This window comes from Paracoccus aestuariivivens (assembly GCF_009711225.1).
In the GTDB taxonomy this organism is placed as follows: domain Bacteria; phylum Pseudomonadota; class Alphaproteobacteria; order Rhodobacterales; family Rhodobacteraceae; genus Paracoccus; species Paracoccus aestuariivivens.
In genome coordinates this window covers 386,432-399,553 of record NZ_WMIE01000001.1, presented here as the reverse complement: position 1 = coordinate 399,553, position 13,122 = coordinate 386,432, and the positions used below count along the sequence as shown (strand labels likewise).

At 63.3% G+C, this 13,122-nt stretch carries 15 protein-coding genes and 1 riboswitch; of the genes, 3 read left to right on the top strand and 12 right to left on the bottom strand.

Going from position 1 to position 13,122, the window contains the following annotated elements; all coding sequences use genetic code 11:
- Nucleotides 1–23 precede the first annotated feature (23 nt).
- Complete coding sequence (locus GL286_RS02075; RefSeq protein WP_155093885.1) at nt 24–608, top strand: L,D-transpeptidase; 585 nt, start codon at nt 24–26, stop codon at nt 606–608.
- Complete coding sequence (gene mnmH / locus GL286_RS02070; protein ID WP_155093884.1) at nt 609–1,655, top strand: tRNA 2-selenouridine(34) synthase MnmH; 1,047 nt, start codon at nt 609–611, stop codon at nt 1,653–1,655. It begins immediately after the preceding gene.
- On the opposite strand, the gene GL286_RS02065 is transcribed toward mnmH, so the two are convergent.
- The 10 genes from GL286_RS02065 to GL286_RS02020 all read right to left on the bottom strand — a co-directional run bounded on the left by GL286_RS02065 (nt 1,652) and on the right by GL286_RS02020 (nt 9,928).
- Nucleotides 1,652–2,449, bottom strand: a complete 798-nt coding sequence (locus GL286_RS02065; protein ID WP_155093883.1) for a purine-nucleoside phosphorylase — start codon at nt 2,447–2,449, stop codon at nt 1,652–1,654. The two genes, mnmH and GL286_RS02065, sit on opposite strands and share 4 nt — an antisense overlap.
- Complete coding sequence (locus tag GL286_RS02060; protein ID WP_155094497.1) at nt 2,433–3,398, bottom strand: ABC transporter permease; 966 nt, start codon at nt 3,396–3,398, stop codon at nt 2,433–2,435. Before GL286_RS02060 ends, GL286_RS02065 begins: the two co-directional genes overlap by 17 nt.
- Nucleotides 3,398–4,495 carry an ABC transporter permease gene (locus GL286_RS02055; RefSeq protein WP_155093882.1) on the bottom strand — a complete coding sequence of 366 codons (1,098 nt, stop codon included), beginning with the start codon at nt 4,493–4,495 and terminating at the stop codon, nt 3,398–3,400. The genes GL286_RS02060 and GL286_RS02055 overlap by 1 nt, the downstream gene beginning before the upstream one ends.
- 70 nt (nt 4,496–4,565) lie before the next feature.
- Entirely contained in the window at nt 4,566–6,188 is a 1,623-nt protein-coding gene (locus GL286_RS02050) for an ABC transporter ATP-binding protein (protein ID WP_155093881.1), read from the bottom strand.
- Complete coding sequence (locus GL286_RS02045; protein ID WP_155093880.1) at nt 6,188–7,174, bottom strand: BMP family lipoprotein; 987 nt, start codon at nt 7,172–7,174, stop codon at nt 6,188–6,190. The genes GL286_RS02050 and GL286_RS02045 overlap by 1 nt, the downstream gene beginning before the upstream one ends.
- A gap of 93 nt (nt 7,175–7,267) precedes the next feature.
- Nucleotides 7,268–7,669 carry a GNAT family N-acetyltransferase gene (locus tag GL286_RS02040; RefSeq protein WP_155093879.1) on the bottom strand — a complete coding sequence of 134 codons (402 nt, stop codon included), beginning with the start codon at nt 7,667–7,669 and terminating at the stop codon, nt 7,268–7,270.
- A complete protein-coding gene (gene tsaB, locus GL286_RS02035) occupies nt 7,666–8,259 on the bottom strand; it encodes a tRNA (adenosine(37)-N6)-threonylcarbamoyltransferase complex dimerization subunit type 1 TsaB (protein WP_155093878.1) in 594 nt (197 codons plus the stop codon). The genes GL286_RS02040 and tsaB overlap by 4 nt, the downstream gene beginning before the upstream one ends.
- Nucleotides 8,252–8,806 carry a NifU family protein gene (locus GL286_RS02030; protein WP_155093877.1) on the bottom strand — a complete coding sequence of 185 codons (555 nt, stop codon included), beginning with the start codon at nt 8,804–8,806 and terminating at the stop codon, nt 8,252–8,254. The genes tsaB and GL286_RS02030 overlap by 8 nt, the downstream gene beginning before the upstream one ends.
- Nucleotides 8,807–8,852: 46 nt before the next feature.
- The gene (locus GL286_RS02025; protein ID WP_155093876.1) at nt 8,853–9,473 is read right to left on the bottom strand and encodes a CPBP family glutamic-type intramembrane protease; all 621 of its coding nucleotides are present in this window, start codon (nt 9,471–9,473) and stop codon (nt 8,853–8,855) included.
- Entirely contained in the window at nt 9,473–9,928 is a 456-nt protein-coding gene (locus tag GL286_RS02020; protein WP_155093875.1) for a universal stress protein, read from the bottom strand. The genes GL286_RS02025 and GL286_RS02020 overlap by 1 nt, the downstream gene beginning before the upstream one ends.
- 269 nt (nt 9,929–10,197) lie before the next feature.
- Between GL286_RS02020 and GL286_RS02015 the strand changes: the two genes are divergently transcribed.
- On the top strand, nt 10,198–10,899 hold the full coding sequence (locus GL286_RS02015) for a sugar transferase (RefSeq protein WP_155094496.1): 702 nt from the start codon (nt 10,198–10,200) through the stop codon (nt 10,897–10,899).
- 11 nt (nt 10,900–10,910) lie between these two features.
- On the opposite strand, the gene truA is transcribed toward GL286_RS02015, so the two are convergent.
- Nucleotides 10,911–11,699, bottom strand: coding sequence for a tRNA pseudouridine(38-40) synthase TruA (gene truA / locus GL286_RS02010; protein WP_155093874.1), 789 nt, complete (start codon nt 11,697–11,699; stop codon nt 10,911–10,913).
- Nucleotides 11,699–12,679, bottom strand: coding sequence for a 5-bromo-4-chloroindolyl phosphate hydrolysis family protein (locus GL286_RS02005; protein WP_155093873.1), 981 nt, complete (start codon nt 12,677–12,679; stop codon nt 11,699–11,701). The genes truA and GL286_RS02005 overlap by 1 nt, the downstream gene beginning before the upstream one ends.
- A gap of 222 nt (nt 12,680–12,901) precedes the next feature.
- A riboswitch (cobalamin riboswitch) is annotated at nt 12,902–13,105 on the top strand.
- Nucleotides 13,106–13,122: the final 17 nt, after the last annotated feature.

The window sequence follows — 13,122 nt, the reverse complement described above, 5'->3', positions numbered from 1 at the left end:
TTGCCCGAAGTCAGGAATGGATGATGAACCGCCGTCAGATGCTGATGCTTACCCTGCCGCTGGTGGCCGCGCCGTCGCTGGCGCTGGCGCAAACCAAAAACTTGCCCGCTGCGCCTGCTGCCAAGCCGGTTGCGAAGCGTGACCCCTATGCCCCGACCGAGGTGGCGATCCGCCCTGATTTCGAGGTGGGCAGCATTGTCGTCGTCTCGAAAGACTTCTTCCTGTACCACGTCGTCGCTCCGGGCCGCGCGATCCGCTACGGTGTTGCCGTCGGCACCGCCGAACTGATCTGGCGCGGGCGCGCCAGTGTTGGCCGCAAGACCGAATGGCCCAGCTGGACTCCGACGCCCGCGATGATCAAGCGCAAGCCGCAGCAATATGGCAAATGGGCCGACGGTATGCCGGGTGGCCCGACCAACCCGCTGGGCGCACGCGCGCTGTATCTTTACGACGCCAAGGGTAACGACACCTCGATCCGCATCCATGGCACGACCGAGCCGGGCTCGATCGGTCGCGCGGTTTCGAACGGCTGCCTGCGGATGCGCAACGAGGCCGTCATGGACCTGTACGAGCAAGTTCCGGTCGGAACGCCCGTCTACGTCTACTGATTGGACATTCGTCTGACATCGTTGTCGGATCCGGCGCTGGCCGGGTTCGACACCATCATCGACGCCCGCTCGCCCTTGGAGTTCGCCGAGGATCATTTACCGGGTGCGATCAACCTGCCGGTCCTGTCGAACGACGAACGCGCGCAGGTCGGTACGATCTACAAGCAGATCTCTCCGTTCGATGCCCGCAAACTGGGTGGAGCTATGGTCGCGGCCAATGTCTCGCGCCATATCGCTGGCCCGCTTTCCGGTTATGGCGGTGGCTGGCGGCCGTTGGTCTATTGCTGGCGCGGCGGCCAACGCTCGGGTGCCTTTGCCACGATCCTTGCCCAGATCGGCTGGCGGGTCGGACGGATCGAGGGCGGCTACAAGGCGTGGCGCGCTTTGGTTGTCGAGCGGATGCAGAATACGCCCATTGCCTCACCGGTGATCGTGCTGGACGGCAATACCGGCAGCGCCAAGACCGAGATCCTGCAAAGGCTGGCCCGACGCGGGCATCAGATGATCGACCTCGAGGGGCTGGCGAACCATCGCGGCAGCTTGTTCGGCGCGATGCCCGGCGGGCAACCGTCCCAGAAGCTGTTCGAAAGCCGCCTTGCGATGGCGCTTGAATGCTTGGACCCGACGCGGCCCCTGCTTCTCGAGGGGGAAAGCTCGCGTATCGGCGATCTGAACCTGCCGCGCAGCATCTGGCAGGCAATCATCGCGGCACCCCGCTTGCGGTTGTCTGTCCCGCTGGCCGCCCGCGCGGCCTATACTGCCGGAGCCTATTCCGAAGCTGCGCAGGACGCGACGCGGCTATCCGCGATACTGGACAGTTTGCGGCCGCTGCATCCGGCGGACCGCATCGCTGAATGGCTGAAGCAGGCCGATGCCGCCGATTGGAACGGACTGGCCGAAGGGCTTATGCACGATCACTACGATCCGCGCTATGCCCGTCACCGCGCGCGACATGATGACGGGCAGATCCCTGTTGTCGAACTGTCAGATCTTGCCGATCTGGACGCGGCGACCACCAAGGTGGAACGCGCCTTGGCCGCGCTTTAGGCGCGCAGGAAACGCCGCAGCACCTTTTCCAGCTTGGCTGCACCCAGCGGCGCCATCGCTTTGGTATGTTCATGGCTGATCGATTCGTCGGACAGTCCCGCGCCCATATTGGTGATGACGGACACCGCCGCACAGCGCAGGCCAAGAAACCGGCCAAGGATCACCTCGGGGACGGTGGACATGCCGACGGCATCCGCGCCAAGAATTTTCGCAGCGCGGATCTCGGCAGGGGTTTCAAAGCTCGGACCCGAGAACCAGCAATAGACGCCCTCGGGCAAATCGACGCCCTCGGCTGCTGCGGCGGCTGACAGCCCCGCGCGGATGTCGGGGTCATGCGCCGCGGTCATCGGCACGAACCTTGCCTCGGACGGTTCCCCGATCAAGGGATTGGTACCTGCGAAGGCAATGTGATCGTTCAGCAGCATCAGTGATCCGGGCGGCAGATCGGCCCTGAGCGATCCGGCTGCATTGGTCAGGATCATCCGCTCGCACCCCAGTTCACGCAGTACCTCGAGCGGCAGGCGCATGGCATCGGCGCGACCGGTTTCATAGTAATGCGCCCGACCGCCAAACACCGCGACGCGACGGCCTTCGAGTTCGCCGATCACCAGTTGCGGCACATGACCCGAGACTCCGGCATGCGGGAAACCGGCCAAGTCGGAATAGGGGATGGCAACTCCATCGACCGTGCCCGATAGATGCCCCAGACCCGATCCAAGGATCAGCCCGAATTCCGGCGCGGCTTCACCTGCACGGTCGCGGATCAGGCGGGCCAGTTCAGCGCTCTTTGACATAGGGCTCTCCTCCGGCGCGGGGCGGGACGGCGCGGCCGACGAAGCCGGCCAGAATGACTACGGTCAGGATATAGGGCAGTGCGCTCATGAACATCGAGGGCACGGTGACGATACCCAGATCGAGATTCGGGAAGCGGTTCGCCAAGGCCTCGAGCAAGCCGAACAGGAATGTTGCGCCCAAGGCGCTCCACGGCCGCCATTTGGCAAAGATCAGTGCGGCCAACGCGATGAAGCCACGTCCGGCAGTCATCTCTTTGACGAATCCAGCCGAGATGCCGGTGGCCAGATAAGCTCCGGCGATGCCGCATAGCACGCCACAGATCGCGACGGCGGCAAAGCGCATCCGCGCCACCGAGACGCCAGCCGTATCGACCGAGGCGGGGTTTTCGCCTACCGCCCGCAGGCGCAGGCCAAAGCGGGTGCGGTATAGCACCCACCATGTCAGCGGAACCATCGCGAAGGCGACATAGACAAGGATCGAATGACCGGAGATCAGTTCGGCATAGATCGGGCCGATGATCGGCACGGGCCTGAGTGCATCGACAAAGGGCAGAGTGATTTCGCCGAACCGCGCGGGGCCTTGCAGCGAAGGCGTCCGCCCGGCTAGCCCGAAGATCTTTTGCCCGAGCAACACCGTCAATCCCGAGGCAAGAAAGTTGATCGCCACCCCCGAGATCAACTGGTTGCCCCTGAAGGTGATGGCCGCCAGCCCGTGGATCATCGACATCGCCAGCGCACCAAGTATCCCCGCGCACAGGCCCAGCCATGCGCTGTTGGTGGCATAGGCAACCGAGGCGGCGGTGAATGCGGCCATCAGCATCTTGCCTTCCAGCCCGATGTCGAACACGCCCGCGCGCTCGGAATACAGTCCGGCCAGACAGGCGAGCAGCAAAGGGGTCATCAGCCGGACGGCGGAGTCCAGAATTTGAAGGATCGTCGGGAAATCCATCATGCTTTCCCCTTCCGGCGCAGGGCCGCGAATATCCGCTCAAGCGGAATGCGGACCATATTGTCCAAAGCTCCGGTGAACAGGATAACAAGCGCCTGAATCACCACGATCAGTTCGCGCGGGACCGAGGTCCATAGCGCCAGTTCGCCTCCGCCCTGATAGAGGAACCCGAACAGCAGCGCCGCCAGCAATACGCCGACGGGATGGTTGCGGCCCATCAGGGCGACCGCGATTCCGATGAAGCCCGCGCCCTCGACCGCGTTCAGGACCAGCCGCTCGGCTTCGCCCATGACGTTGTTGATCGCCATCAGTCCGGCCAAGCCGCCCGAGATCAGCATGGCGATGACCGTGATTTTGACCGGAGAGATACCGGCGTAAACCGCGCCGCGCTCGGATTTGCCAAGGGCGCGGATCTCGAATCCCAGACGGCTGCGCCAGATCAGCAGCCAGACCAGCAGACAGGCGATGACGGCGACGAAGAAGCTGACATTGGCGGGCGTGTTCTTGCCCCATGTGATCCCGAAGGCCAGCGCCATGTCCGAGATCTTGGGCAAATGTGTCGAAGCGGCAAAACTGGCCGAGGCTGGATCCATGCTGCCGACCGGTCGCAGAACGTTCACCAGCATGTAGTTCAAAAGCGCCGCCGCGATGAAGTTGAACATGATCGTGGTGATGACGATATGGCTTCCGCGCTTGGCTTGCAGCCATGCCGGAATCAGCGCCCACAATGCCCCGAAGACCGCTGCCCCGACCATCGCGGCTGGTAAAGCCAGCGCCCAATGCGGCCATGGCACGGCAAGCAGGACCAAGGCGACTCCCAAGCCCCCCATGGCTGCCTGGCCCTCACCGCCGATGTTGAACAGTCCGGCATGATAGGCGACCGTGACGGCCAGACCGGTGAAGATGAAATTCGTCGCGTAATACAGCGTGAAGCCCCAGCCATAGCTGGAACCCAAAGCCCCCTCGACCATGACCTTCAGCGCCTCGACCGGACTTTCTCCGATCGCCACGATCACCAGCGCCGAGATCGCAAAGGCCAGCAGCAATGAGAGCAGCGGCGTCAGGATCACATCCGCCCATTTCGGCATTCGGTCCATTACCTACCCCTTACGCGCCTTGTTTGGCTTCTTTGTTTTCCAGTTACCGCTGCCCGAGGCAGACGGCGTCTCATCCCGTATGTCCGGGCAGTGTCCCGACATGGGCGGCGGCTGGCGGGATCGCATCCTCGGGCGCGGTGGTGGCGGGATCGACTCCGGCCATCAGGCAGCCCAGATCGGCGGTCGTCGCTTCATGCGGCAGTCGTTCGCCCATGATACGACCGTCGAACATCACGGCTATCCGGTCCGAAAGCGCGAGGATCTCGTCCAGTTCGACCGAAACCAGCAGCACAGCCTTGCCCGCGTCCCGCAATTCGATGAGCCGCTTGTGGATGAACTCGATGGCGCCGATATCCACGCCCCGTGTCGGTTGACCGATCAGCAACAGATCGGGATTGCGCTCGACCTCGCGCGCGACGACGATCTTTTGCTGGTTTCCGCCCGAGAAGTTCTTGGCCGCAAGTTCGGGGTTCGGCGGGCGCACGTCAAAGCGCTGCATCTTGGCGGCGGCATCCGCACGGATCGCGGATTGGTTCATCAGCATTCCATTCTGGAATTCGGGCGCGTCGTGATAGCCGAAGGCGACGTTTTCCCACGCGGCGAAATCCATGATCAGCCCTTCGACCTGCCGGTCCTCGGGGATGTGGCCGATGCCGGCCTGCCGCCGCGCCCGTGCATCCGATCCGGCAAGCGCTAGAGGCTGGCCCTTGAGTTTTATCTGTCCCTCAAGCTTCGCGCCGGTTTCGGGATAGCCGCCCAGGATTTCCAGCAATTGCGTCTGGCCATTGCCCGCGACGCCCGCGATTCCCAGAACCTCACCGGCGCGGATATCCAGATCGATGCCGCGCAGCCGCTCGACGCCCGAGGCATCGACCATGCGCAGACCGCGCACCTCAAGGACCGGCGCTCCGGGTCGGGCAGGGGCCTTTTCCACGCGCAGCAGCACCTTCCGCCCGACCATCAATTCGGCGAGCTGCGCCGGACTGGTGTCCGAGGTCTTGACCGAGGCGACCATCTCGCCGCGTCGCATGACCGAGACGTTATCCGTGATCTCCATGATCTCGCGCAGCTTATGCGTGATCAGGATGATGGTTTTGCCTTCGTCCCGCAGCCCGCGCAGGATGCGGAACAGGTGATCGGCCTCGGCCGGTGTCAGGACGCCGGTCGGCTCGTCAAGGATCAGGATGTCGGCCTGACGGTACAGTGCTTTCAGGATTTCGACCCGCTGCTGGTGGCCGACCGAAAGATCCTCGATCAAGGCATCGGGATCGACCTGCAATTCGTATTCGTTGGCCAGCCGTTTCAACTCGCCGCGCGCGCGGGACAGCGAGGGACGCAAAAGACCGCCATCCTCGGCACCAAGGATGATGTTTTCCAGCACGGTGAAGTTCTGCACCAGCTTGAAATGCTGGAACACCATGCCGATACCCGCGCGGATGGCAGTCTGGCTGTCGGTGATCGCGATGGGCTGGCCACCGATCAGGATCTCGCCGGAATCGGGACGGTAGAAGCCATAAAGGATCGACATCAGGGTCGATTTTCCGGCCCCGTTTTCGCCGATGATGCCGTGGATCGTGCCTTTCGGCACGACCAGATTGATGTCCTTGTTCGCCTGCACCGGCCCGAAAGCCTTTGATATCCCCTGCAATTCGATTGCGGGGGACGGGTTCGCGGCGCCGGGCTGGCCCGCCATTACTGCACCGGGCAGGTGTTGTCGGTCATGTAGTCATGAACCTTGATCTCGCCGCCGGTGATGCCCTTGCTTGCGGTATCGACGGCGGCGGTCATGTCCTCGGTGACCAAAGGCTTGTTGTTGTCATCCAGCGCAACCGAAACGCCACCCGAAGCAAGGTCCATGACCTTGATGCCCGGCTGCAGATCGGTTCCTGCCTTGAATGCCTCGTAGATCGAGTTGTCGACGCCCTTGACCATCGAGGTCAGGACCTTGCCCGGATGCAGGTGGTTCTGGTTGCTGTCGACGCCGATCGACAGGATGTTGGCATCCGCAGCGGCTTGCAGGACGCCGATACCCGTGCCGCCCGCCGCTGCGTAGATGACGTCCGCGCCTTGCGAGATCTGGGCTTTGACCAGTTCGCCGCCTTTCACCGGATCGTTCCATGCAGCGGGGGTTGTACCGGTATAGTTGATGATGACCTTGCCTTCGGGATTCGTGGCTTTGAAACCCTGCGCATAACCGCATTCGAATTTGTGGATCAGCGGGATATCCATGCCGCCGATAAAGCCGACCGTGCCCGACTTCGAGGCTTTGGCCGCCATCACGCCCGCCAGATACGAGCCTTGTTCCTCGGTGAAGACGATGGATTGCACGTTCGGCTGTTCGACGACCATGTCGACGATGGCGAATTTCGTGTCCGGATAGTCCGGCGCGATCTTGTTCAGAACCTCGCCAAAGGCAAAGCCGGTCATGACGATCGGGTTGGCGCCGGTCTCGGCCAGACGACGCAGAGCCTGCTCGCGCTGCGCCTCGGACTGCATCTCGAGTTCCTTGTAGCTGCCGCCGGTTTCGGCCTTCCAGCGTTCGGCGCCGTTAAAGGCCGCTTCGTTGAAGGATTTGTCGAATTTCCCGCCCAGGTCGAAGATCAGTGCCGGATCGGCCATTGCGGCCAGCGGCAATAGGGACAGGCTGGCACCTGCCAGCAGCGTTTTCATCAGGGACATTCCAGAACCTCAACCTGTTTGCGGGCAGATCAGCCCGAGTGATGATTGGATTAGGGCGCATGGGCCAACTTGCGTCAACAGCCTTCTGCGCGGCTAGAGCGCGCGCCGCATCAGCACCGCATCTATGCCTCTTGCATAGTAATTCCGACGCAAACCGACTTCGGCCCAGCCTTCGGACAGATACAATGCGCGTGCCGGCTCGTTATCCGACGCGACCTCTAGAAAAGCCTCGATTGCGCCGCGTGCGCGCGCGGTTTCGTGGAACTCGCCCAGCATCGAGCGGGCCAGCCCCTGCCTGCGGGAATCAGGAGATACGGCGACCGTCAGCAGCTCTGCCTCGTCCGCGACGTTGCGTCCGATCAGGAAGCCGTTCGGCCGGTGCAGCAGAAAGTTGAGCCTGCTGGCCAGCAGATCCTCGATTTCCGCCGCCGACCACGGGCGGGGATAGGCGCGAAAGCAGCGCAGATGCAGATCGGCCAGAAGATCAGCGCTCATGTCAGGATGACGGGACCACGGTCGCGGGCGGGGGCGGCGTCGGCGGGGCGCAGATAGATCGGCGCGGGTCGCAGCAGACCGGTCTGGTGACGACGGGTCAGCGCGATGCGGGCAATCGCCTCGGCCACGGGATGCAGGGGCGACAGCAAAGCCGGTCCGGCGGGCAGGTCTGGCAGCGCGCCTTGATCCGGCGCGGTTTCGACACCCGTGCCGAAGTCCTGCCAGATGACCTCGCCAGCACGGGAAGGCACGGCAACGCGGCAGGGACGGGGCAGATCCAGCGCGGCGGCCTCGGTGATGCCCACGCCGATGGCCGGAATCCCCAAGGACAGCGACAGCCCGCGCGCCGCCGCAACCGAGATGCGGATGCCGGTGAAATTGCCCGGTCCGGTGCCGACGCCGATCACGGCAAGGTCGCCCCAATCGACGCCGCCTTCGGCCATGATCTCGGTCAGCAGGGGAAAAAGCAGTTCAGCTTGACCGCGGGACATCTCTTCGTGGCGGGTGGCCAGCACCCGGTCGCCTTGCAACAAAGCGGCCGCGCAATGCGCGGCCGATGTATCAAATCCCAGCGAAATCGCCTCAGGCAACGGGACGAACCTCGGTCACCTCGGGGATATAATGACGCAGCAGGTTTTCGATCCCCATCTTCAACGTTAGGGTCGAGGACGGGCAGCCCGCGCATGCGCCTTGCATGTGCAGATAGACGACGCCACGGTCGAAGCCGTGAAAGGTGATGTCGCCACCATCCTGCGCCACGGCGGGGCGGACGCGGGTATCAAGTAGTTCCTTGATCTGGGTCACGATCTCGGCGTCGGGGCCGTCCTGATCGTTGTGACCGCTGGTCGAGTTGCCTTCGATCGCCGGAGCGCCGGATTGGAAATGCTCCATGATCGCCCCCAGAACCGAGGGCTTCAGGTGATCCCAGACCGCGCTGTCAGCTTTGGTTACAGTCACGAAGTCTGAACCAAGAAAGACACCGGCAACGCCCGGCACGGCGAAAATGCGGCGGGCAAGCGGGCTGGTGACGGCCGAGTCGATTTCGGGGAAGTCGGCGGTGCCGGTTCCCAGAACGGTCTCGCCCGGCAGGAATTTCAGCGTGGCGGGGTTCGGGGTGGTTTCGGTCTGGATGAACATGGGCGCGCTCCTTTGCGGAGGATATGGGGATTGTAGGGGGGGATAGTCAAGGAAAAGGCGCGGTTCTGTTTGTCGCGGCAAGGACGCCGAACGTACAGATATTCAACACCACATGGCAGATCGCTCCGAATCCGGCCGTTGTCGAGGAAATCCGCGCAGCCATGCCAAGCCCGCCCAGCACGAGGGCACCGACCAGCATTCCGGCAATTCCGCCGGGCGCGTCCAGCGCGACCAGCGTGGCTGCCGGAGCGACGTGCCATAGCGTGAACAGCCCGACGGCCTTCAAGGCTTCGGCTTCTTCGCCGGATCGGATATGCGGGACAAGCGCGCCGCGCCAGAAGGCTTCCTCCAGCGTGCCATTGATGGCGGCACAAATCAGGACCGCCGCAAGGACATGCGACGAAAGCCGCGCAAGATCGCCTGCACTGGCGATGGCTGCAAACAGGACCAGCGCCATCAGCGGCAAGCCGATCCAATACCCCGGCCAGCGCGGCCGCAATGACCATGCCCTGCGCCACAGCAGGGCGATCATCAGGCAAGACCAATAAACGGCCAACCCGATCATGCAGGCCGTCAAAGGCCGCAGCCCGCTGAGCGCCAGCCTATGGAACAGGACCGCCAGCACAGGGATTGCCACAAGGGCAGCCCGCGCTAGATGGCGATCCATCAGGTGATTTCTTCCAGTCGTTCGCGAGAGATGTCGCCGGGAACGATGGTGATCGGGCAGGGCAGCGTCGCCATCTCGCGCATGAGGCGCGAAATCAGCGGCCCGGGGCCGGTATTCTCGACCGAAGCCGCTAGGACGACGATGCCGATCTCGGGGTCGTCGCCAAGCTGCGCCAGAAGTTCATTGCCCGGCTCGCCCTCGCGCACGACCAGTTCTGGCTCGACACCGGGGCGGTCGCGCATCCATTTGGCAAAGACCTCGAAATGGGCGCGGATTCGCTCGTAAGCCTCGGCGCGCATGACCTCGGCCACACCAAGACCGTGCTGGATTTCGGAGGCGGGAATCACTGCAAGAACCTGCACCGCACCGCCTGTCTTTGCGGCACGCATCGCGGCAAAGCGGATTGCGTTCAGACATTCACGCGAATCGTCCAGAAAAACCAGGAATTTCCGCATATTCGATCCGTCCCGTCAGGTCCGAGGTTGGCAAAGACTGGCCGAAAGGACACGGTCGTGCAAGTGAGTCTCGCATTACCCCTTGCGTCGGTTTTCAATTTGGATGCCCTATGTTAAGGCAAAAACGTTAATGAGCTGACAATCTTAAGCGGGACCGCGCTGTGACAATTCATCACGATTGGGACAGACGTCAGAACCGTTCCGTGGAACCGGCACAAGGCGTCGGGATTTCATGGATCAATGACGAGAAGCAGGTCAAGCGCATTGGTATGACTTTTGGCAAGCGGGCCTTCGATTTCAGCTTTGCGTTGCTTCTGCTCGTGCCGCTTTCCTTCGTGATCTTGCTGGTCGCAATCGTGCTTCTGGTCACGCAAGGCCGGCCGCTTTTCTACGTCGCGCCGCGCATGCGTGCACCCGGCGAGAAGTTCAATCTGCTCAAGTTTCGAACCATGCTGCTCGAAGCACATGACTCGGGCGCGACAGGTGCACATAAGCACTGGCGCATCACCCGCGTCGGGCGCTTCCTGCGCCGTACCCGCATCGACGAATTGCCCCAGCTTTTCAATATCCTGCGCGGCGATATGAGCTTTGTCGGCCCGCGCCCTCCGCTGCCGGAATATGTCGAGCGCTTCCCCAGCCTTTACAATCAGGTCTTGCGGAACCGTCCGGGCGTGACCGGCCTTGCGACGATGATCTATCACGCGCATGAGGATCGGATCATGGCGCGCTGCAAGACCGCCGAGGCCACCGAGGCTGCCTATTATCGCCGCTGCCTGCCGACCAAATTGCGCCTTGATCTGATTTATCAGCGGCGGCGCGGTCTGCGGATGGACCTGTGGATCATCTGGCATACGGCGATGACTGTGCTGGTTCCGAACTGGCAGGGTCGCGGTCGCCGTCGTCTGCCCTCGGGCGTGACGGTTGTCGCGAACCAGAAAAGTAGCCCGAAAGAGCAGGTTCCTGCGGAATAGTGATTCGCTGCCTAGCCGCGGCCGATCCCGAACGGGTCCTGCGGATAGCCCACCCCTGAAAGATACAGTCCCTGTGGCGGACAGACCGGACCACAAGCCGCACGATCCTTTGCGGCAAGGGCCTCGGCAACGCGCTCGGGTGCCCAGGAACCTGCGCCGACGCGCTCGAGCGTACCGACGATCGAGCGGACCTGATTGTGCAGGAATGACCGCGCGCGCATGTGGAAGCGATATTCGCGCCCTTGCGGGATTTCGTGCTCGTCGATGCGGATCTGGTCCAGCGTCTTCACCGGACTGGCCGACTGGCACATGGTCGAGCGGAAGGTCGTGAAATCGTGCAGCCCGATCAGGTGCGCGGCCCCGTCCCGCATGGCTGTAATGTCCAGCGGGTTCAGAACCTGCCAGACCCGACCGCGCTCATGTGTGACGGGCGCGCGACGGGCGATCAGGCGAAAGACGTAGCGCCGCTCGGTTGCCGAGAACCTCGCATGGAAGTCATCGTCGACGCGCACCGCTGCAAGCACTGCCACGGGGGCGGGTTTCAGATGCCAGTTCAGTGCCTCGGACAGCCGGAAAGGGTCCCATTCGCGTTGCAGATCGGCATGGGCGACCTGACCCGTGCCGTGGACGCCGGAATCGGTGCGACCGGCAGCGGCAATCCTTGCTCCGTTGGCAAAGCCTGCATCCAGACGGGCCAAGGCGGATTCGATTGCACCCTGAACGCTGGGCTGGTCCGCCTGCGCTTGCCAACCGGCAAACGGGGAGCCGTCATATTCGATCAATAAGGCGTAACGGGGCATCAGCGGCGCTGCTTTTCGCTTTCGCGGGGGATCAGCAGATCATCCATGGTCATCGGAACCTCGAGTCCCGCCTCGGGCGTCGGCGCGGATGCCGGTCGAAGCAGGCCTTCGCGGGCCAGACGGTCACGCAGCACGCCGATCTCGATATCCAGATCGGTGCGACCGCCTTGGACCAGCTTGCGGGTTTGCGCGGCGAACTGGGTTTCCAGATCGTTCAGCAGCGTTTCGAAGTCTTGTCGCGCCCTGACATCATGGGTCTGGGCATAAAGATCCGAGAATTTCACCGTCGCATCGCGCGCGCCTTGCAGATAGACGCCCAGATAGCGGCGCGTGGCGGCGATATCGCCGGGGTCTTGCTCGATACGGGCGAAAAGTTCGCGGGCGGTGGCGGCGAACAAATTGACCCGTGCTTCAAGGCGGCGGTCGCCGGTGCGCAGGATCGCATCGTTCATCGCCTTCAGATTGGCCTCACCCTCCGAGATGATGCGGGCGGCGCGGTCCTGCTGGAAGCTGTCGATGCCCTCCATCCCTTTGTCCCGCATCGGGTCGGTGCCGAAGGACAGCCAGTGCAGCACGGCGCCTGCGACACCGATCACTCCCGCGCCGAGTTCGGCCCCCGGCACGTACGAGCCCAGTGCAAGGCCAAGTCCGGTCAGGATGCCGCCGAACAGCTTGCGTGGAACGGCGGGCCTGCGCGCCACGCGGCGGGCGTCATAGGTGGCCTCGGCCTGCAGGCCCTCACGGGTCAGCATCATGCCGGCAGCTATGCCGCCAAAAGCCAGGAGTTGCATGACCAGACCGAATGGAGCTTGCCAGAACGCGCTGAGCAAAAGCGGGGTCGCCATGATGGTGATCCAGCGGGTGCGCGATTCCAGCGGATGGTGGATCGGGCGGGGCGGTGGCCGGGTTGCGGCCAGAGCGTCATCCCCGGTCTGCGCGCGTCCAAGCGGCGAGAACCTTCCTCCAAAGCGTTTGGCCATGTCCTGTCCTCAGCCCGCGCCAACAAACGAGGCGTATAGGGTCAATCCCATCAACAGAAAGAAGGACAGGCGTTTCGTCGCTTTCCCGGACATCTGTTTCCTTTCGCTGCGGTGGTGGGCGGGACCGGTTTCCCGCAGGATATAGGGCCGCGACGCCGTGAAAGAAAGGGCGTCGCGGCCGGAACATAGCCGATCCGCTTGACAGCGCGGCCCTGTCTGCGCCAACAGCGGCATTGCTACGGTTCCGGTATTCGACCGGATGAAAAGGGAACGCGGTGCGCCTGTCAGCAGGCAAATCCGCGGCTGCCCCCGCAACTGTGTGCGGCGAGCAAGGGTCATTCGCGTCACTGGAGGCTGATCCTCTGGGAAGGCCGACCCGAGCCTTGACCCGCAAGCCAGGAGACCTGCCGCAGCACTCACCCATTTCCGGCGCGGGGCGCGTC